The sequence below is a fragment of the Neobacillus sp. S1115 genome (assembly GCF_055385565.1).
Map to the genome: position 1 here is coordinate 1,292,029 of NZ_AP038275.1, position 19,827 is coordinate 1,311,855.

At 39.3% G+C, this 19,827-nt stretch carries 19 protein-coding genes; 14 read left to right on the forward strand and 5 right to left on the reverse strand.

The window, feature by feature from the left end; translation table 11 throughout:
* Positions 1–15: 15 nt before the first annotated feature.
* Positions 16–1,398 carry a protoporphyrinogen oxidase gene (gene hemG, locus ACZ5B7_RS06280; RefSeq protein ID WP_464493118.1) on the reverse strand — a complete coding sequence of 461 codons (1,383 nt, stop codon included), beginning with the start codon at positions 1,396–1,398 and terminating at the stop codon, positions 16–18.
* A gap of 219 nt (positions 1,399–1,617) precedes the next feature.
* Between hemG and ACZ5B7_RS06285 the strand changes: the two genes are divergently transcribed.
* Positions 1,618–2,433 (forward strand): ZIP family metal transporter, encoded by an 816-nt coding sequence (locus ACZ5B7_RS06285; protein ID WP_464493119.1) that lies wholly within the window; start codon positions 1,618–1,620, stop codon positions 2,431–2,433.
* On the opposite strand, the gene ACZ5B7_RS06290 is transcribed toward ACZ5B7_RS06285, so the two are convergent.
* Both ACZ5B7_RS06290 and ACZ5B7_RS06295 read right to left on the reverse strand, forming a co-directional pair.
* A complete protein-coding gene (locus tag ACZ5B7_RS06290; protein WP_464493120.1) occupies positions 2,430–3,242 on the reverse strand; it encodes a class I SAM-dependent methyltransferase in 813 nt (270 codons plus the stop codon). The genes ACZ5B7_RS06285 and ACZ5B7_RS06290 overlap by 4 nt on opposite strands.
* Before the next feature lie 38 nt (positions 3,243–3,280).
* Positions 3,281–3,712 (reverse strand): winged helix DNA-binding protein, encoded by a 432-nt coding sequence (locus tag ACZ5B7_RS06295; RefSeq protein ID WP_464493121.1) that lies wholly within the window; start codon positions 3,710–3,712, stop codon positions 3,281–3,283.
* A gap of 289 nt (positions 3,713–4,001) precedes the next feature.
* Between ACZ5B7_RS06295 and ACZ5B7_RS06300 the strand changes: the two genes are divergently transcribed.
* On the forward strand, positions 4,002–4,397 hold the full coding sequence (locus ACZ5B7_RS06300; protein WP_464493122.1) for a VOC family protein: 396 nt from the start codon (positions 4,002–4,004) through the stop codon (positions 4,395–4,397).
* 70 nt (positions 4,398–4,467) lie between these two features.
* Positions 4,468–4,923, forward strand: coding sequence for a MarR family winged helix-turn-helix transcriptional regulator (locus ACZ5B7_RS06305; RefSeq protein WP_464494443.1), 456 nt, complete (start codon positions 4,468–4,470; stop codon positions 4,921–4,923).
* A 72-nt stretch (positions 4,924–4,995) separates the two neighbouring features.
* Here ACZ5B7_RS06305 and ACZ5B7_RS06310 read toward each other — a convergent pair whose 3' ends face one another.
* Complete coding sequence (locus ACZ5B7_RS06310; RefSeq protein ID WP_464493123.1) at positions 4,996–5,499, reverse strand: CarD family transcriptional regulator; 504 nt, start codon at positions 5,497–5,499, stop codon at positions 4,996–4,998.
* A gap of 301 nt (positions 5,500–5,800) precedes the next feature.
* Between ACZ5B7_RS06310 and ACZ5B7_RS06315 the strand changes: the two genes are divergently transcribed.
* The 11 genes from ACZ5B7_RS06315 to ACZ5B7_RS06365 all read left to right on the forward strand — a co-directional run bounded on the left by ACZ5B7_RS06315 (position 5,801) and on the right by ACZ5B7_RS06365 (position 18,830).
* Complete coding sequence (locus tag ACZ5B7_RS06315) at positions 5,801–7,402, forward strand: glucose PTS transporter subunit IIA (RefSeq protein WP_464493124.1); 1,602 nt, start codon at positions 5,801–5,803, stop codon at positions 7,400–7,402.
* A 91-nt stretch (positions 7,403–7,493) separates the two neighbouring features.
* Positions 7,494–8,267, forward strand: a complete 774-nt coding sequence (locus ACZ5B7_RS06320; protein WP_464493125.1) for an HpcH/HpaI aldolase family protein — start codon at positions 7,494–7,496, stop codon at positions 8,265–8,267.
* Between the two features lie 187 nt (positions 8,268–8,454).
* Positions 8,455–9,849: an MATE family efflux transporter gene (locus tag ACZ5B7_RS06325; RefSeq protein WP_464493126.1), complete on the forward strand. Its 1,395-nt coding sequence runs from the start codon at positions 8,455–8,457 to the stop codon at positions 9,847–9,849.
* A gap of 245 nt (positions 9,850–10,094) precedes the next feature.
* On the forward strand, positions 10,095–11,258 hold the full coding sequence (locus ACZ5B7_RS06330) for a C40 family peptidase (RefSeq protein ID WP_464493127.1): 1,164 nt from the start codon (positions 10,095–10,097) through the stop codon (positions 11,256–11,258).
* 550 nt (positions 11,259–11,808) lie between these two features.
* Entirely contained in the window at positions 11,809–12,825 is a 1,017-nt protein-coding gene (locus tag ACZ5B7_RS06335; RefSeq protein ID WP_464493128.1) for a C4-dicarboxylate TRAP transporter substrate-binding protein, read from the forward strand.
* Positions 12,826–12,841: 16 nt separating this feature from the next.
* On the forward strand, positions 12,842–13,309 hold the full coding sequence (locus tag ACZ5B7_RS06340; RefSeq protein WP_464493129.1) for a TRAP transporter small permease: 468 nt from the start codon (positions 12,842–12,844) through the stop codon (positions 13,307–13,309).
* A 10-nt stretch (positions 13,310–13,319) separates the two neighbouring features.
* Complete coding sequence (locus ACZ5B7_RS06345) at positions 13,320–14,606, forward strand: TRAP transporter large permease (protein WP_464493130.1); 1,287 nt, start codon at positions 13,320–13,322, stop codon at positions 14,604–14,606.
* 142 nt (positions 14,607–14,748) lie between these two features.
* On the forward strand, positions 14,749–15,822 hold the full coding sequence (gene uxuA / locus ACZ5B7_RS06350) for a mannonate dehydratase (RefSeq protein ID WP_464493131.1): 1,074 nt from the start codon (positions 14,749–14,751) through the stop codon (positions 15,820–15,822).
* Entirely contained in the window at positions 15,823–16,659 is an 837-nt protein-coding gene (locus ACZ5B7_RS06355; RefSeq protein WP_464493132.1) for an SDR family oxidoreductase, read from the forward strand. It begins immediately after the preceding gene.
* 40 nt (positions 16,660–16,699) lie between these two features.
* Positions 16,700–17,809, forward strand: coding sequence for a type I phosphomannose isomerase catalytic subunit (locus ACZ5B7_RS06360; protein ID WP_464493133.1), 1,110 nt, complete (start codon positions 16,700–16,702; stop codon positions 17,807–17,809).
* 19 nt (positions 17,810–17,828) lie between these two features.
* A complete protein-coding gene (locus ACZ5B7_RS06365; RefSeq protein ID WP_464493134.1) occupies positions 17,829–18,830 on the forward strand; it encodes a Gfo/Idh/MocA family protein in 1,002 nt (333 codons plus the stop codon).
* A gap of 88 nt (positions 18,831–18,918) precedes the next feature.
* Here ACZ5B7_RS06365 and ACZ5B7_RS06370 read toward each other — a convergent pair whose 3' ends face one another.
* Entirely contained in the window at positions 18,919–19,746 is an 828-nt protein-coding gene (locus ACZ5B7_RS06370; RefSeq protein ID WP_464493135.1) for a TetR/AcrR family transcriptional regulator, read from the reverse strand.
* Positions 19,747–19,827 lie beyond the last annotated feature (81 nt).

Genomic DNA, 19,827 nt, shown 5'->3' on the forward strand with positions numbered 1-19,827 from the left:
GCTATCCTTTAAATGTTAGAACGTCTGAACAATCTTTTTTGCTGAATCTATACCGTTTTCAATGCAATCAGGGATTCCCACGCCATAGTAAGAACAACCGGCTAGGATAACACCCGGGTAAGCGGCTGCCATTTTGCTTTCAAGTGCTTCAACACTCTTCGGATGGGTAATCAAATAATTCGGCATTTGTTCGGTCCATTTGGTAATTACACTTGCAGCAGGATTTGCTGTAATACCAAGGGATTTGTGAATATCACCAAGTGCAACCTTTAGGAGTTCTTCTTGATCCATTTCCTTTAATGCACCGAATGCAGGATGGCTGCTTTTATAAAACAATCTAACAAGCAGGTTTCCCGACTTTGATGTATGCTCCCATTTCCGGCTTGTCCAAGTACAGGCGTTGCAGGACAACTCATCTGTATTCGCAGCGATAAACCCTGTTCCATTAGCAGGAAGGACCCTGTCAGGCACGTCAAAACCAACATACACACTAATCAATGAACTGTTTTTCAACCCAGCGAAATCTTGTGACAGATCAGGGTCATTGATTAAGGATTCAGCAGCCGTATGCGGAATACTAAGGATAATGTAATCCGCTTCGATGATTTCCTGATTGTTTAGAACCACTTTGTAATGACTGCCTTCTTGTTCTATTTTCGTGACATTTGTATTTAGTAAAATTTCCACTTCATCGAGCTTTTCCTCAAACGCATCTATAAGCGAGCCTAAGCCATTTTGAAAAGAAAGAAACTTCCTTTCTCCACCTTTAAATTTCTGCTTATTTGCTTCAAGGCCCTTGATGATACTTCCGTATTTTTCTTTATAATCAATTAAATAGGGAAGGGTGGAGGCGATAGTTAAGTCACTAAGTTTTCCGGAATAGACACCGGATAGGACAGGGGCAATTTGTTTTTCAACCAATTCCCTTCCAAGAAAATGCTCCAGAAAAGAACCGATGGAGTCAGTCTTGGTGAACGTTTCATTTTTTGTATAAAAATCCTTCAGTGCCGCCACTTTTCCTTCGGCAGAAACGAGTGTGCTCTTCGCCAGTGATTCAATACTTGCAGGAATACCGAAAACTGCATCATCCGGAATGGGCTTTAATTCTCCATCAACGTATATAAAGGAACGGCCTGTTGCATTGTAAACAACTTCCTTTTCCAAACCTAGCTCTTCGAATAGAGGCATTGTCTCCATTTTCCGGGAGACAATGGAATCCGCCCCCGCTTCCATCAATAATCCATTTTGTTTGACGGTTCGGATTTTCCCGCCAAGCTGCTGGGACGCTTCAGCCAGTACCAGCCTTAGGTCTAATCCGTTTGTCTTCTTCCATTTTTGCAATTCATACATGGCTGAAAGTCCCGTAATACCGCCGCCAATCACTACGACTGTTTTCACTGCTGCCACCTCTTAAATATTTTAAACTTCGTCACTTTTTTAAGTTTACCATACCTCGGTAAAAAACATTTATATGCTCAATTTGTTTTTTGGAGGATGGCCACGGTTTAAAAATGCTCTGATTTTTCCGGATATTATCAACTAAATTTCATCAATCTAGGAATAATGATTGGTGAAGTTCCGATAATACTATTTCGTTCTATAAAGGGGTTCATTATAATGGTAGAGTTTTTTCAAGAATTTAATCCTATAACTCAAGCGTTCATAGCTACTCTATTTACTTGGGGAATGACTGCTATTGGGGCTGCCTTAGTTTTTGCCACGAAAACAATCAACCAGCGATTAATGGATAGTATGTTAGGGTTTGCTGGCGGTGTCATGATTGCCGCCAGCTATTGGTCGTTACTTGCTCCTGCCATCGAAATGTCGGAAGGAAATTCAATCGGCACTTGGTTTCCGGCAGCTTTTGGGTTTTTAATAGGCGGAGTTTTTTTATGGGGCATCGATAAAATTTTACCCCATCTTCATCCGAATGCGCCGATTGGCAAAGCGGAAGGATATCATCCAAAAGGGAGGAAAAGGAGTACACTGATGGTACTCGCCATCACATTACATAATATCCCAGAGGGGCTGGCTGTCGGTATTGCATTCGGTGCACTTGCAAATGGAGGAACGGAAGCGTCCTTAGCCGGAGCTTTGACGCTGGCCCTTGGAATCGGTATTCAAAACTTTCCTGAAGGCGTTGCGGTTTCCATGCCATTAAGAAGAGAAGGAATGTCCCGTAGAAAGAGCTTCTTATATGGTCAATTTTCAGGTATGGTTGAGCCGATTGCTGCTCTCATTGGTGCATTTGCTGTCGCATTTATTGAAACGCTATTACCTTATGCATTGAGTTTTGCGGCTGGAGCAATGATCTTCGTAGTGACGGAAGAAGTGATTCCAGGTTCACAAGAAAATGGCAATAAAGATTTGGCTTCCATGAGTTTAATGGTTGGTTTCGTGTTGATGATGATTCTAGATGTAGCATTGGGTTAAAACTTATACAACAATAGCCGCATCATATTCCTGAAGTTTGGAAAAAGAGCCATTACAGTAAAAATCAAACGATTTTTAAATGGGAGTTTATGAATGAACCTGGATTTAAAAATAGATAAGTCGGCGATTCTTTTAATTTTGGAGTTTAATCTATCGACATTATGAATGTCATCAACAATCCATTTGTGTACCGCTCCCGTAGTCTCTTTAAGCTGGTCTTTTCCTGAATTGACGGCAAATGAGTTCATGATATCAAAAGCAATTTGTCCTTGCGGGAAATAGTTGGTTAACCGATTAAGAAGGATTTGTACTTCATCTTCTGTCAAATATTCCAACATTCCTTCAGCAATGATCATGACAGGCTTGTCGCTTGGGATTTGCTCTAACCAGTTGATTTCGGTAACTGAAGACGAAATCATTGTATATCCTGCCTGTTCTGAAAAAAAGTGCTTGCGTACTTCGATAACCTCAGGGAAATCCAAATCGAACCAACGAACAGTTGATGGCGGATTTATTCTTGATATTCTTGTATCCAGACCGCAACCAAGATTTAGTACCGTTGCATCGGAATAATTTTGTATAAAATCATGAATCCATGTATCTAATTGTTTTGCTCTAATGACCATGATTTCGTTCCCAAAACTATTGATTTTTTCAAAGTTGTAGTCAATCATCTGAATGATTTCTTCTGCCTTTTTATCATTAAGAATGGGATTTTTTGAACGGCTATCTAAGGATTTTGCATATAAGGTAATCAGAAGGGTTTCCATTTCGTTTTCTAAATTAACTTTATGGGATAAGACCATCATTATTACTCCTTTAAAGTTGGATAGGCAAAACTTTTACTCTAATCCTCCATTTTTTTTAACAATACATTAACCTTGTGAAGGGCAAATTTTAAGTCTAACTGCTCTTCCGTATTTAACCTGCCTAAATTTCCGCTGAATTTTTGATAAATCCTAGTCCATTTACTGTCTTCTATTTCCTTTCCTTTTGGAGTGAGTGAAACTAAAACTGCGCGTTTATCCTTAATGTCCGGGACTTTCATTAAATAGCCCCCAACTTCCAGTTCCTTGACAATATTCGTTAGGTGCTGCTTGGCGATATTCAATCCTAGACTAATTTCTTTAAGATTTAAACCCCTATTTTGCATGTAAATATATTCAATGACGTGATTCTGCATATGTGATAATTCCGAAGAATCCTTGTTTAATTCGCTAAAACTCCCAAAAAGGTTTGGTATCAGGGCGATATATTCATTTGCTATTTCCTTAATCATATACTATCCTCCTTAAATTAGTAATAATTATATTACTAATTTCGGATTTGGTTCAATAAATAAAAAGAAATAGTAATTATTTTATTACTACTTTCTTGAGTTCAACTAAACTTTAAGAAAAACACTGTCGCCAGAAACTCGGTTGCGAATTTTCCTAGCTTAAAATGAAATAAACGAATGTTGTTTGAATATTTTTCCAAATAGTTTTCGATAATAGAGGGGGAATTGTACGCAGACGATCGAATAAATCGAATGGAAAATTTTGCTAAAAAATTTACAGGAGGTAATTATGGGAAGATTAATTCATTTCGAAATTCATGTAAATGACATGGAACGGGCAAAGAAGTTTTATGGAGAGGTATTCGGATGGACATTCCAAGATTGGAGTGACTATGCTGGAATGCCTTACTTTGGTGCAGTGACAGGGAATGAAGATGAACCTGGAATTAATGGTGCCTTAATGCAACGTCAAAGTGCTCCGCCGGAAACAAACCAAGCTTTAAATGCTTTTGCTTGTACAATGGGAGTGGAAAATTACGACGTAACCGAAGCTACAATTCTTGAGCATGGCGGCAAGGTTGCTATTCCTAAATATGCACTGCCTGGGATGGCCTGGCAAGGATACTATCTGGATACCGAAGGGAATATTTTTGGAATTCATCAGCCGGATGCGAATGCAAAATAGGTTGCAATCAAAATATGTCAAGCAAGTTGACATATAATAACGGAATTTTGTATAGTAAGTGGCGAAGATGATGATTGGAGTGAATCGTTTGAGTTCCGCCTCTGGATTACAAAATTTAGACCTTATAGATTTATTAAGCGAGCGTCATACTTTGGTCAGAAGAATTTCGGAGAAAGCATGGAATGATCAAAGTGATATATATATTTCAAATTCTGAGTGGTATATCATGGCCAGGATTTATAAAAAGAGACCTACCATCTCGTTTGTTACAAAAAACGTAGACATTTCCCGCCAGGCGATCCATAAATTTATGAAAAACCTTGCTGCAAAAGGGCTAGTGGAAATCAGCAATGCAGAAAACAACAGAAAAGAGAAGTGCATCCAGTTAACTGCCTTAGGTGAAGAATGCTACGAAAAAAACGCGGCTCTTAAAGAACAGTTTGAGAATAAAATTGCAGAAAAAATAGGTGCAGAGCAAGTGAAAGCCCTTAAGGAGCTATTAAAGTTAGATTGGGGAATAGAATAATAATCATTGCTAGTTTAAAGAGAAACCTCCTCTTGTTAATACAAAAGGAGGTTTCTCTTTCGTTGAAAATAATTAGTTGTTTTCAGTTATTAAATCAATGATCATTTCATTTATTTCTCCAGAAGTCGTATCAAGAGAAATAGCTAATTCTTTAAATAGGATACTTTGTATTGTGTCCAAAAGTTTGCGGTCTTGTTCATAAAGTTTTCTTCCGCGTAACTCCGCTTCAATTTTTTGCCTCATAAGTGTATTTACCACTTTAGCAATTTCTTTTCGATCACCTGAATTAACAATATTCGAATATAACTGGTGACGTACGTTAGGTTTGTCATTCCATTTTACGCCCGGATATTTAAAAGACTCTATTATTTCATTTGCTTCTCCTTTATCAGGAAGTTCATGCATAATCACTTTACTATTGTGAACAGGAGCACTTATTGTTAAATGATGATTGCCCTCTGTAGGATGTAATACATAATACAGGCTTGTTTTACCCGATACTGTTTTTTCGCAAATATCATCAATTTTGCAAATGCCATGTGTGGAATAGACGACCATATCTCCAATACTAAACAATTGATCACTTCCAATCCAAATTGATGTCAACTAGATTGATAATAACACTAATAATAAAGTTTGTCAACTAAGTTGACGTGGGTAAAAAAAGTTTGTCAACTTAGTTGAACCAAGTAGCGGGTGCAGCACTAACAAAATTGAATTTATTATAGAAACCATTCGTAATAGTTTTTTTACGAATGGTTTCAAGTTTTTATAGGCTATGTTAAGGATGATTCTAAATGAAAAAAGTAACAATAAGATGAAGTTGCTGTACGATAAGTCCGTAATAACGTAAATTTCAACCAAGGAGATCATAAACGTGAATGCGATTAATACTTCGAGAGATGTTGCTGAAGAAAAACAAGAAACGGTCATGAATAAAATATTAGGAGTAATCAGTGGGAGTTTCGCACCTATTCTAGGGGTTCTTGCTGGATCCGGACTCATTTCAGCTTTATTATCAATTCTAATGACATTAGGGTGGATATCTCCTAAAAGCGGAACCTTTGCCATTCTTTCTGCAGCTGGGCATGCTATTTTTTACTTCTTCCCAGTTTTTCTTGGAATCACATTAGCCACAAAACTTGGAGCTAATGGCTATGTCGGCGGTGCGATCGGTGCTGCACTTTTGGAACCCCATTATACGGATTTAGTTGCATCAAAAGCTCAAAACGTAGATTTCTTAGGGATTCCGGTTATATTAGCAAACTATTCCTCAACTGTTTTTCCAATATTAATTGCTGCTTCCATTTATGCAGTATTAGATAAGTTTTTGAAAAAAGTGATATATAAAGACTTACAAATGTTTTTGAATCCTCTTATTTCATTAGCTATTATTGTTCCCTTGACCGTACTTGTTTTTGGTCCTTTTGGTACATATGTAGGAGGGGGCTTAGCATTGGTGATCAAAGTTTTAAGTGCAAAAAGCGGTATTCTTACAGGAGCAGTGCTGGGTGCTGCCTGGTCATTCTTGACCATATTAGGTCTTCACTGGGCAGTTGTGCCAATCATGATTGCTAATCTGGCCACTGGCGGTGACCCGATTAGCCCGATGGTAGCTGCAGCTCCATTTGCGCAAATTGGGATGGGTCTTGGGGTTCTCTTAAAAACTAGGGATAGGGACTTAAAAACACTGGCTGGATCTGGGCTTATTCCTAGTGCCTTAGCTGGTACAACTGAAATCATTACATATGGTATCCTTGTACGGTACAAACGAACGATGGTGATTGTGGCAATAGCCGGAGCAATTGGTGGAGCTATTAATGGGGCATTTGGAGTAAAAGGGACTGCCTTTGCTCTCCCGAGTTTCTTGTCTATTCCTGTCTTTACACCGATCGGACTCTATTTAATTGGGACTATAGCGGCGTTAATACTTGCACTGGTTCTTACATTAGTAATTGGCTATGAAGGAAAAAATAAAGCTGAATCAGCCAAAACGATTAAAGAATTTGGACTAGCAGATGTAAAGAGGGAAACCATTTTAAGTCCGTTAAGCGGAGAAATTATTCCCTTAAGCAAAATTGAAGATCCGTTATTTTCAACTGAAGTGGTAGGAAAAGGCATTGCGATTGAACCAACCAAGGGTGAAGTGGTTTCCCCGGTGGATGGTATGGTGACCACTCTGTTTCCAACCGATCACGCCATTGGAATTACATCAGAAAATGGTGCCGAAATCTTGATTTATGTTGGGGTAGATACCATTAATCTGCATGGTCAATTTTTCACTGCGCATGTAAAACAATGGGATACCGTTAAAAAGGGAGACTTGCTGATTCAATTTGACATTGAAAGAATTAAAGCAGCAGGCTACGATGTTAATACTCCTGTAGTCATTACCAATTCCGGCCAATACTTAGATGTGATTCCAACCAAGGACGTGAATGTCCAAATGAAAGATGAATTAATCAGGCTTATTGTATAACATAGAAGGCGAGGGATAGTTCCTCAAAAAACTGCTGGGAGTAGAATTCTGGCAGTTTAAAGATCATCTAAAAATGATGGGAGGAAATCATATGAAAAACAAAATAAAAGAAAAGATGCTCAGAGGTGAAAAAACTTTGGGCACTTTTCACGCAATAGGCAGTGCTACTGCTGTTGAGTGTTTAGGATATGCAGGTCTTGATTATGTGATTGTCGATGCAGAACACGGACCATTTGATGTGGAAAGTGCGCAAACGTACATACGTGCAGCTAAATTGGCCGGAATTACTCCGCTTGTCCGAATAAAGGATGGACAACGAAACTCTATCCTAAAGATGCTGGATGTGGGAGCAATGGGCTTAATCATTCCCAACGTACAAACGGTTGAAGACGTAAAAGACATCATAAAATCCGGAAAATATTTTCCGGTCGGTGAACGTGGTATTGCTCCTACCAGCGGAAGCTCATATTGGTATACAGACTATGCTTCACAGGGCTTGGAGCATTATTTCGAGGTCAGCAACAATGAAACGTTACTTATTCCGCAATGTGAAACACATGGCTGTTTGGAAAATATTGATGAAATTGCCGCCCTTAATGGAGTAGACGGCATCTTTGTGGGTCCATTTGATTTGTCAACGGCGTTGGGCAAACCTGGACAATTCGAAGATAAAGAGGTAAAAGCGGCAATGCAAAAAGTGCTTAATGCCTGCAAAAAGGCCGATAAATTTGCCTTTATTTTTGCCGGATCTGAACCAGATATTAAGAAAAACTTTGCAATGGGATTTGATTCCGTCGCGTATAGCATGGATGCCATCGTCCTAACAGAAGCTTATAAGAAAATTATCTCAAACGCAAAAGGTTAGCGAAGTTTCTCAAAATTAAAAGTATGTTAATCGAATTACCTGTGTCATGTTACATGGAAATAAAGAATGAATGTGCCTCTTCTGTTTTGAGATGAAGGCACTTTTTATTTGATTTGATAGTTTGATAAAAGTGGTATAATAATCACTATCATTTAACAAATTAAATCTTAACAAAGAAGTGTTGAGAATGAATAATACCTTTGGAATGATGAAAAGTAAGGCAAAACCATTGTTAAATAAATATTTTAGCGGAGAATCGATTGATTACAGGGAAATGATTGCTATCATTATTCCTCTTTTTGTCGATCAGGCATTCCTTGTCTTGATGAGTTTTTTAAATACCGCGATGATCAGCTCCGCAGGGGCTGCTGCAGTCAGTGCGGTAAGTATGGTAGATTCATTGAATATTTTCCTAGTTAATGTTTTTATTGCCGTGGCGACAGGAGGTACCGTAATTGTTGCCCAATATAAAGGCAGTGGGAACATGGGGATGGTCTCCAAAACGGCAACGCAGGCAATAACCGCTGTTACCTTATTTTCTGTATTGATCAGTTCCCTTATTATCATTTTTCATACACCAACCTTAAATATCCTGTTTGGTAGAGCGGAAGCGGATGTATTTCATAATGCTAGAATCTACCTAATTGGCAGCTGTATTTCTTATCCCTTCATCGCCATCTTTCAAGCTGTGTCCGGTTCATTGCGCGGTGTTGGGGAGACAAAGCCGTGCTTGAAATTATCCTTAATCATGAATGTAACGAACACCATCCTCAATGTGTTGTTTATAACCATTTTTCATATGGGTGTGGAAGGTCTTGTGATGTCGATTATTTTAGCAAGAGTAATCGGAATGGCAGCTTCCATGATTTATATCATTAAATACAATGAGACAATTCATTTCCGAATAAAAGAGGCTTTGAAAATAGATGTATCCATCCTTAAAAAAGTAATGTTAATAGGTCTGCCTTTTGCGGCGGAACAGTTATTTTTCAATGGCGGAAAGCTGTTAACCCAAACGTTTATTGTCCAACTTGGGACGATGGCAATGACGGCCTACGCGATCAGCAATTCCTTTGCTTTGTTATTTCAAATAGGTCCGAATGCCTTAAGTATTGCAAGTGTAACGGTTGTCGGGCAATGTATCGGGCAAAGGAATACCACGGATGCGAGGAAATTTACTAAATCGCTGATTGGTTTTTCCTCGATTCTCTTTGTGATTGCTGCAGTAATCGTTGTGCCGTTGTATCCTCTATTAATCAAAATGTTCAGTCCACCTGAAGAGATTGTTGGAACCATTTTTATGATGACTTTAATCGTTGCTATTGCCCAGCCATTTTTGTGGTCACTTAGTTTTATTATGCCATCCGCACTAAGAGCAGCTGGAGATTCGAACTTTACATCAGTGGCATCGTTGCTGTCGATGTGGCTGCTCCGTGTTGTCCTTGGGTATATTTTGGGAATTACCCTTGAATTTGGTATTATCGGTGTTTGGGCCGCTATGGTAATCGAATGGGCGGTCCGTGGATTGATTTTTACTGGAAGATTCAAAGGGGAAAAATGGTATTCTCATAAGCTTGTATAATTTTTAAAAGAAACGGTGAAAAATTGAAACGTTGAGTTTTAAAAAAAAGGGCCAGTCAACCCGCATTATAGGTGCGGGATCTGGCCCTTTTTCCGTAGATGTCGAAATTTTTGTCATATTTTTCTACATAAAATTACAATTACATTACAAATCCGACAGTTTCATTGTTTTTAGTCTAATGGGAATATAAACTAATAATAGATTAAGAATTTGAAATAATACTAGGAAGCTAGAGGAGATTTGTGATGATAAAAAAACTATTTACATATACAGTATCGGCTGTCGTCCTCGCATCTTTGATACAAGCAACACCTGCTTTTGCAGAACCAGGAAATGTTACACAAAGCCAAATTAATGCGACTCAAGGGCATGTCGATGACCTTGAAACACAAGTTCAACAATTAGATAACCGAATTAACTTAGCGATAGAGAAAAGTCAAAATTTGAACGACCAAATTCAAATTCAACAAGGGGAAATCGAAAAATCCAAGGTTGAAATTGAAAAAGCAAAAAATGACTTGGAAGCTTACAAACAGGCATACTCTGAGCGGTTAAAAAGCATTCAGGCAGAGGGTAAAATCTCCGTCGCCGCTTACGCAGAGGTTTTGCTTTCATCTAATAATCTATCTGAGTTTTTAACACGCTTTTCAGCGATTTCGCAAATTATTCAAAATGACACGGACAAACTGAACGGGTTAAAGGAAAAACAACAAGCATTAACAAATGCAGAAGATAAACTGCAAAATGAGTTAGCTAATTTAAATAAGAGCCAGGTAGCATTAGCTGCTGAACAGAAACAGATTGAAGAAGATAAAGCTGCAGTTGGGCAGGCATTGGCGGCAGCTCAAACCCAATTACAAGATCAACAGGACCAATTCGCTGCTCAACAAGAGGCTGAGCGTCAGGCTCAAATAGCAGCAAGGGAAGAGGCAGAGCGTCAAGCGCGCTTGGCCCAGCCGCAACAGCCGGCGCAAGTGCAGCAGCCTTCCGTCAAAACTGCTTCAAACCCAGCGCCAGCGCCAACGGTTGCCGCTGCCAGCCCATCTGACCCTGATGCGGCAAATAAGGTTATTTCTTATGCAAAACAATTCTTAGGCGTTCCTTACGTTTGGGGCGGTTCAACGCCAAGCGGATTTGATTGTTCTGGATTTACTTCATACGTGTTTAGGAATGCAGTTGGGATTAGTCTACCAAGGGTCTCACGTGACCAGCAGAATGTTGGAACAAGAATCTCACCAAGCCAAGTGCAGCCGGGTGATCTTGTATTTAGGGGTAACCCCGCTTATCATGTTGGTATTTATATTGGCGGAGGACAGTATATTCATGCGCCGCAAACAGGTGATGTGGTGAAAATTGCATCTTATGATCCGTCCAAATTCTCAAGTGCGTCTAGAGTATTGCAAAAGTAGTATACAATAACAATGGTGAAAATTTGGAGAAAAGCGCTTAGAGTTAATCTGAGCGCTTTTTTGCCGTATCTTTTTTCGTTTGTCAGCTGCCTTTACCTATTAGGTTGTTAGTTTGCTGCTTCTCCATATTCTTTTTCTGTTGCGATTTTCTAGTATTAGACAATTGAAAACGGGAAAGTTTCTCCACAGACCCGGTTGAACTCTATTTTAGAAAACTATTCTCAAATGGAGGACTCTATAATGTGATGTTGGAGAAAGGGAACTTTTGTAAAAAAGAGATCGATATATCATTTGTTAAAAAGAGAAAGGCAACCAGTAATTACCATAATAATACATGTAAAATTATTACAAATGTTATTTTTTTTATGTAAAATTCGAAAGGTGCTAAATAAATTCTGAAATTTTGTTTGTTGAGTAAATTAACTATTGATTTGGTAAAAATGGGTATGCTAGGATAATAGTGTAACTGGAAACGATTCCAATAGACTGAAAGTTTAGTATACTGGATTGCCTTTCAGTAAAGAAAAAAATACATATGTGGGGGAAAAGTATGAAGAAATTATTCGGTATTGTCCTAGTGTTATTGCTTGCTATTGGGGCCGTAGGATGCAGCAATAGCACCTCTGGATCTTCTGAAGGTTCAGGCAAAAAAGATAGCAAGGTTTATACTTTAAAGATGTCAACACAGCAGGCAGAAACATCACCTATCGTAAAAGGATTCTATGAATTATCCAAAAGATTAGAAAAGAAATCTGATGGTAGATTAAAGATGGAAGTTTATCCAAGTGCACAGCTTGGTTCTGATGATGATGTAATTGAGCAAGCTGAACAAGGCGTTAACGTAGCCGTTCTTACAGATGGTAGCCGCATGGGGCTTTATGTGAAAGAAATGGGTATTATCGGTGCACCATATCTAGCTGATAACTATGAAGATGTTTTGAAGATTACACAAAGCAAAACTTTTAAAACTTGGGAGAAAGCCTTAGCTGAAGAACATGGAGTCAGAGTTCTCTCCTTCAACTGGTATGATGGACCAAGACATTTCCTTACAAACGAACCAGTTAAAAAGCCAGAAGACCTAAAAGGACTTAGAATCCGTACTCCTGGTTCACCAGTTTGGCAGGAATCAATCAAAGCTATGGGAGCAACTCCAATCTCAATGCCTTGGGGTGAAGCATATTCCGCTGTGCAGCAAGGTGCCATTGATGGTGCAGAAGCTCAGTATACCTCAACGTACCCATCCAGAATGTATGAAGTTGTAAAATATGTGGATAAGACAGGTCACTTCCAATTAATTAACGGAATTATCGTCGGTGAGAAATGGTTTAAGACTTTACCGGAAGATTTGCAAAAGCTTCTATTAGATGAAACAGCTGCAGTTGCCGAAGAAAATGCAAAAGAAATTGCAAACTTGCAAGAAGACTATGAAAAGAAATTAAAAGATGAAGGCATGACAATTGTAGAGCCAGATGTAGCCGCATTTAAAAAGGCTGCTGAAAAGGCTTATGATGTTTTAGGACTAAAAGAAACGAGAGATAAAATCTTTAAAGAAATTGGCAAAGAATAGTTTATGAGGTAATGATATGAAAAAAATTTATGGGTATTTTTGCAAAATAGAAGAGACTCTGGTTAAAAGCTTTTTAGTTGCAATCACGTTCCTAGTCTTTATTTCCGCTATATTTAGAACAATAAAATACCCATTGAATTGGGCAGTAGATTTATCGATGTTATTATTTGCCTGGGTCGTATTTCTAGGTGCCGATATGGCACTTAGAAATACCGAACTAGTAAATATGGATTTATTGTTAAATAAATTTTCAAAGAAAGTACAGAAATATATTTATATTTTTTGGAACATCGTAATCATACTATTTTTATTCTTTCTATTATGGCATGGTATCCCTCTGGCTATTGAAAGTACCAGTAGGCTGTTTCAAACATTGGGAATCAGTTATTCCTGGGCAACCATCAGTGTGCCAATTGGTTCACTGTTAATGATTATCAGCACAAGTATCAAAGTATTCAAAGCTTTGAAAAAAGAGAACTGGTAGGGGGGAGCGTATGTTAATAGTATTAGGTGTATTTTTGTTCTTATTATTCTTTGGAATGCCAGTAGCCTTCGCGATTGGTATAGCAGGATTGACGTTTTTCCTGAATACTCCTGAGGTTCCCCTTTCTATCGCGGTTCAAAGGACCTTGACGACTTCGCAATCATTTACGATGCTTGCGATTCCGCTCTTTATTTTTGCAGGGCACTTAATGAACAGTACGGGAATTACGAAAAGGCTTATTAAGTTGGCAGATGTTTTAACAGGACATATGTATGGGAATCTTGCCCAAATCAGTGTTGTGTTGGCTACATTAATGGGCGGCGTCTCGGGTTCTGCGGTTGCGGATGCAGCCATGCAATCAAGGGTTTTAGGCCCAGATATGGTGAGAAAAGGATACTCCAGAGGTTACGGAGCGGCCATCAATGGAGTCGCATCTTTAATAACTGCTACAATTCCTCCGAGTATGGGTTTAATCATTTATGGCTCTATTGGTGAAGTTTCCATCGGCCGGCTATTTGCTGGTGGAATTATGCCGGGACTTATGATGATGATCGCCCTTATGATTGCTGTTTCTTTAACAAGCAGAAAAAGAAAGTATATGCCTGAAAGGGAAAAATTTCCTAGTTTAAAAGAAGTTTTCATTGCGATTAAAGATGGTATCTGGGCATTGTTATTCCCGATTATTTTAATTATCGGAATTAGATATGGGATATTTACCCCTTCGGAATCAGGAGCTTTTGCCTGTGTATATGCCATTTTCGTAGGAATGGTCATCTACAAAGATATGAATTGGAAAAAATTCTGGGAAACAGTTCAAGAAAGTGCGATTGATATTGGTGCGATTATGCTGATAATTTCAGTTTCCGGTATGTTTGGATACGGTATAGTTTATGATAACGTAACGCACAGCTTATCTGAATTAATCGCCGGAATTACCCAAAGTCATTATGCCTTATTTGGAATCATCATCCTTATCTTAATTGCAGCTGGTATGTTTGTTGAAACAACAGTTATTGCGTTATTGCTTACACCAATTTTTGTTCCAATCGTTACCAGTGTTGGAATTGACCCCGTCCACTTTGGACTGGTAATGATGACTGTAACTACATTTGGAATCATGACACCGCCAATGGGGGTTTCATTATTTACTGTCTCACAAATTATGGGATGTTCTCCGCAGGAAACAGCGAAGGAAGCCATTCCATTCTACATTACAATTTGTGCAGTAGTAGCAATTATGGTATTCTTCCCTGATTTAGTCCTATTTATTCCGGATATGGTATTTGGTAAACATTAAGCAATATACCAATATTCCGGAATAAATCATACGAATAATTTGAATAGACAAGGATGCCGATTATTTGGCATCCTTTATCTAATAAACTTGCAGAAAATTCCTGGTAATGAATTACATATGTATAATTAATGGAGGAAAAAAGATGAATATCACATTTCGGTGGTTTGGCCGGGGGAATGATTCGGTCCAGCTGGAGCATGTTAAGCAAATTCCAGGTGTAAAAGGAATTGTATGGGGGCTTCATCATAAGGAAGTCGGCGCGGTTTGGGAGAAGGAAGAAATTGAGGCGGAAATCAATTATATAAGGGCCTTTGGCTTTCATACGGACGTGGTTGAAAGCGTAAATATTCACGAATCTATCAAACTTGGAAACGCTGAGCGCAACCGATATATCGAAAATTACAAACAAACGATACGTAATTTAGGTGTATTTGGCGTGAAAGTGATTTGCTATAATTTCATGCCCATCTTCGACTGGACTCGTTCCGAGCTGTTTCGGGCGTTGCCGGATGGATCAACATCCATGTTCTATGAAAAAGAAAAGGTCGAGAACCGCGACCCAGTGGAGCTTATTGCAACCTTTTCTAATTACTCAGAAATGACTCTCCCTGGCTGGGAACCTGAGAAAATTGGCAGAATAAAAGAGTTATTTGCCGCATACCGAGAAGTGACAGAGGAAGATTTATGGGAAAATCTCGGTTACTTTTTACAAGAGATCCTTCCTGTCGCGGAAGAGGCTGGCATTAAAATGGCGATCCACCCGGATGATCCGCCATGGTCCATCTTCGGCTTACCTAGGATTATAACTGGGAAAGAGAGTTTTGAAAGACTCCGAAAAATTTCAGATTCAAAATCTAACGGAATAACCTTTTGTACTGGTTCGCTTGGTTCAAACCCGGAAAATAATGTGGTTGAACTTGCTGCTCAATATGCGGAATTTTCGCCATTTACGCATATCCGCAACATTAAAATTTTTGAAAATGGCGATTTTATTGAGACGTCTCATTTATCTTCAGATGGCTCACTTGATGTTAAAGGGGTTGTAAAAGTATTATCCGACAGCCAGTACGACGGTTATGTCCGGCCGGACCACGGAAGACATATTTGGGGCGAAAAATGCCGTCCAGGTTATGGGTTATACGACCGGGCCCTTGGGATTATGCACCTGCTTGGATTATGGGATGCCTATCAAACGGTGAAACAGGAGGAAAAATAAATGCTGCCTTTACATAATAATTTACAGGGAAAAACCGCAGTCATTACTGGAGGAAGCGGAGTGCTTTGCTCTGAAATGGCACGGGAACTGGCACGCCAGGGAGTTAACGTAGCGATTATCAACAGAACCTTAGAAAAGGGGGAAGCGGTAGCGGTAGAGATAAATAATGCAGGTGGACGCGCTATTGCCGTTGCTGCCGATATTCTTGACCGCTCTTCCTTGGAACGTGCGAAGGATGCGGTTATAGACACTTTCGGGGCGGTTGACATTTTAATAAATGGAGCAGGCGGGAACCATCCTGATGCGATAACCGATGTAGAAACTTTTAAAGATGGTCCTTGTGAAAAATCGTTTTTTGATTTAGAAGAAACTGGATTTAATAAGGTGTTCTCGAGCAATTTCACGGGCACATTTGCAGCCTGTCAGGTTTTTGGAAAGGAACTGCTTAAACAGGATTCACCAGTGATTATCAATATATCATCGATGAGCTCCTACTCACCAATGACTAAGGTTCCGGCCTACAGTGCTGCTAAGTCCGCCATCAACAACTACACGATGTGGATGGCTGTCCATTTTGCTGAGACAGGTCTAAGGGTGAATGCCATTGCTCCAGGTTTTTTCCTGACGACACAGAATCGGAATCTGTTATTAAATGAAGATGGTTCACATACTCCAAGGACGAAAAAAATCATCACTCACACCCCGATGAAACGTTTCGGAGAACCGAGGGATTTGCTAGGAACTTTATTATGGCTTGTAGATGAAGAATATTCCGGCTTTGTAACAGGGATTACAGTTCCAGTTGATGGCGGGTTTATGGCCTACTCAGGTGTCTAATTTAATAAGAAGGGATACGGTTAACTTGGAAAATAACACCATGAAACAAGAAGCGTTTAATCCACTTAAGTTATCCTCTACACGTGCATGGCGCACCTACCTAGGAGGAAAATTAATTGATGAGTTGTATGGTATAGAAGATTCCATTGATAGTCATTTTCCCGAAGAATGGATTATGTCTGTTGTTACTGCCCGAAATGTCGGTAGGGAACACATAAAGGATGAGGGTTTAAGCAAATTGGCCCTTCCTAATAAAGAAATTGCCTTAAAGACCTTAATTGATCAACAACCTGAAGAGTTTTTAGGGAAAAGTCATGTGCAGAAGTTTGGCAATCAAACGGGTGTATTAGTGAAGATTATTGATTCTGCAGAACGATTAACGGTTCAGGTGCACCCAGACCGTGAAAGAGCAAAGGAAATATTCCAATCAGCCTATGGAAAAACTGAAAGCTGGCACATTTTAGGCGGCAGAGAAATCGACGGGGAACCTCCGTATGTCTACCTTGGGTTTAAACCAGGGGTGACAAGAGAACAATGGGAAAAACTGTTTTTTGATCAGGACATTCAGGGAATGCTTGAGTGTATGCACAAATTTTATGTAAATCCGGGAGAAACCTTTATTATTGAGGGAGGAACCCCTCATGCAATTGGTTCTGGATGCTTATTAGTGGAAATTCAGGAACCAACTGATTATACTATTCGAATTGAAAAAACTTCACCTTCCGGCTTCAAAATAGATGATTTCATGTGTCATCAAGGATTAGGATTTGAAAAAATGTTTGATGTTTTCAATTATGATACTTATTCAAGAGAAGAGACGCTGAATAAATGGAAGGTATCGCCATCAGTGCTGAAAGAATCTAATGGCAATAAAGAGACAGAGCTTATTGGGTACAGTTCAACACCATACTTTCGAATGTCTTTAATGGAGGTGCAGAATAAGGAAGAAGTCATCGGTACCGGGGTGTTTTCCGGATTATTTGTTTTGTCTGGTAAGGCTAAGTTCATGTATGAAGGATCAAGTCAGGAAATGAAAAGAGGGGACCAATTTTTTATCCCTGCAAAAGCTTCAGGCTTTACGGTGCAAAACCTCGGTGAGGAACCTTTTAGAGTATTACGGTTATTCGGTCCAAAGATTGATAATGATTAAAACAAAAGGATGATATCAAATGAAAAAGGTTCGTTGGGGTATTTTAAGTACTGCAAAAATTGCCCAAAGAGAGTTAATCCCTGCATTTGGCCGAGCGCAAAATGCGGAAGTGGCGGCTATCGCCAGTGGTAGTGGAAAAGCGGAGGAAGTAGCGGCGAAGTTTAACATTCCCAAATGCTACGGCAGCTACGAGGAACTTCTTCAAGACCCCGAGATAGATGCTGTCTATATTCCACTGCCTAATCATTTACATAAACAATGGACGATGGAAGCGGCAAAGCATGGCAAGCACGTTCTTTGCGAAAAGCCAGCGTCGATGACTCCTGATGAAACAAGGGAAATGGCGGAGTTTTGCCGGAAGAAAAATGTGAAATTTATGGAAGCCTTTATGTATCAGTTTCATCCGCAGCATGAACGGGTCCGGGAAATTATTGCCTCCGGTGAAATCGGTGAAGTGAAATACATGCGTGCTAGCTTTTCATTTTTACTTGCCCAGCGGGAAGGGAATATCAAAATGGATAAGCAAAAAGGCGGCGGAAGTATTTATGATGTGGGCTGCTACTGTGTACATGCGATTCGTAATGTATTGCAAACAGAACCTGTCGAAGTCCATGTTCATGCCAACATTGACCCGGACCATGAGGTGGATACCTCAGCATTTGTCTACATGAAACTAGCAAACGGAATGACTGGTTATTTTGATTGCAGCTTTGATATGACATTTAGAGCTGAGTATGAAATCATCGGAACGGAAGGAAAAATTCAAGTCCCACGAGCATTCCGCCCAGACCATCAAGGCGGGGAAGGCCTAGTCATTGTTCAGAAGGAATTCGTTAAAAGAGAAGAAAAAATTACCGGCGATATTTATAAATTAGAGGTCGAACATATTTCAAACGTCATTTTAGAGGATGGTGAACCATCCTACACCGCAGAAAATTCAATTAATAACACAAGGGCTATTCAGGCTTGTTATGAATCTATTCAAACTGGAATGATCGTACAGCTAGATTCTCAGGATTGATGGCGCGAAGAAATGAAAGACTTGTCATCCAGCGACATAAAAAAAGTCGAGAGAGTAATCTCGGCTTTTTTTTATGGATGGCTTTAATTTAAACTTTATAATACCGGCGAAGCAAATAGGAGATCCATTTACAATGTGGATGATTCCGAATATTCTCTAGCAGCCCCTTCACAATTGCCTGACTGAAGGCCGGTTCTAAAAGCTGTTGCTTTAACAGAATCAACGATTCTTTCTCAATTGGCTCTTCTATTTCTGCGATTTTTTGTTCAAGAGTGTCTAGGATTTGTTCCTTCGTTATTTCTTCATTCATGGGCTCCATCATGTGGTGAAGCTCCATAGAAACAAATGGGACGGTGGCGTTGTTAGCCAGCAAATTTGTTTTTTCCACAAGGGAGTCAGCCAGTAACATCAAATCTACTGGAATGCTGTAGAATACAAATAAATGAGAATACATATTCATAAAGCTTTTTATCGAATACATTAAGTCATATTTTATCTCTTGGACTCTGCCCCCGTATAAACGTTCAATCATCGAAAGGATAGTGTCCTCTAATAATTTGTCATAAGATCTCATTTTTTGAATGAGCTCTTTATTCAGTGTTTGCGACTGCTCCTTCATGAGTACCTTGGCAAAGTCAGAATGCTTGTGAAAAGACTGATAAATTGAATAATAAAATTCATATAAAAGCTGCTCATCGTTAGTATCTCTGACTATGCGGTCAATGTCCGTAACAACCTGCATCATAAACTGGTCGATTAAAGCAATAATCAATTCGTCCTTTGACTTAAAAGACAGGTAAAAAGCTCCTTTAGATATACCGCAATGCTCTGTAATTTGCTGTACCGAAGTGGCCTCAAACCCCTGCTCTGCAAAAAGCTCCAGCGCTTTTTCCATAATTAATTGTTTTTTGATCATCTATTGACCTCGCTCCTATGGTCTTTAATTGACAAATGACTGATTGGTCATTATTATAAGGAATTGAGTTCATTAAGTCAA

What these genes read in the sequence shown, in the direction of transcription:
- ACZ5B7_RS06305 (WP_464494443.1), top strand. Translation starts at nt 4,468, where the DNA reads ATGATTGGAGTGAATCGTTTGAGTTCCGCCTCTGGATTACAAAATTTA.
- ACZ5B7_RS06330 (WP_464493127.1), top strand. Translation starts at nt 10,095, where the DNA reads ATGATAAAAAAACTATTTACATATACAGTATCGGCTGTCGTCCTCGCA.
- ACZ5B7_RS06325 (WP_464493126.1), top strand. Translation starts at nt 8,455, where the DNA reads ATGAATAATACCTTTGGAATGATGAAAAGTAAGGCAAAACCATTGTTA.
- ACZ5B7_RS06365 (WP_464493134.1), top strand. Translation starts at nt 17,829, where the DNA reads ATGAAAAAGGTTCGTTGGGGTATTTTAAGTACTGCAAAAATTGCCCAA.
- ACZ5B7_RS06355 (WP_464493132.1), top strand. Translation starts at nt 15,823, where the DNA reads ATGCTGCCTTTACATAATAATTTACAGGGAAAAACCGCAGTCATTACT.
- ACZ5B7_RS06340 (WP_464493129.1), top strand. Translation starts at nt 12,842, where the DNA reads ATGAAAAAAATTTATGGGTATTTTTGCAAAATAGAAGAGACTCTGGTT.
- ACZ5B7_RS06320 (WP_464493125.1), top strand. Translation starts at nt 7,494, where the DNA reads ATGAAAAACAAAATAAAAGAAAAGATGCTCAGAGGTGAAAAAACTTTG.
- uxuA (WP_464493131.1), top strand. Translation starts at nt 14,749, where the DNA reads ATGAATATCACATTTCGGTGGTTTGGCCGGGGGAATGATTCGGTCCAG.
- ACZ5B7_RS06295 (WP_464493121.1), bottom strand. Translation starts at nt 3,712, where the DNA reads ATGATTAAGGAAATAGCAAATGAATATATCGCCCTGATACCAAACCTT.
- ACZ5B7_RS06290 (WP_464493120.1), bottom strand. Translation starts at nt 3,242, where the DNA reads ATGATGGTCTTATCCCATAAAGTTAATTTAGAAAACGAAATGGAAACC.
- ACZ5B7_RS06370 (WP_464493135.1), bottom strand. Translation starts at nt 19,746, where the DNA reads ATGATCAAAAAACAATTAATTATGGAAAAAGCGCTGGAGCTTTTTGCA.
- ACZ5B7_RS06300 (WP_464493122.1), top strand. Translation starts at nt 4,002, where the DNA reads ATGGGAAGATTAATTCATTTCGAAATTCATGTAAATGACATGGAACGG.
- ACZ5B7_RS06360 (WP_464493133.1), top strand. Translation starts at nt 16,700, where the DNA reads ATGAAACAAGAAGCGTTTAATCCACTTAAGTTATCCTCTACACGTGCA.
- ACZ5B7_RS06345 (WP_464493130.1), top strand. Translation starts at nt 13,320, where the DNA reads ATGTTAATAGTATTAGGTGTATTTTTGTTCTTATTATTCTTTGGAATG.
- ACZ5B7_RS06335 (WP_464493128.1), top strand. Translation starts at nt 11,809, where the DNA reads ATGAAGAAATTATTCGGTATTGTCCTAGTGTTATTGCTTGCTATTGGG.
- ACZ5B7_RS06285 (WP_464493119.1), top strand. Translation starts at nt 1,618, where the DNA reads ATGGTAGAGTTTTTTCAAGAATTTAATCCTATAACTCAAGCGTTCATA.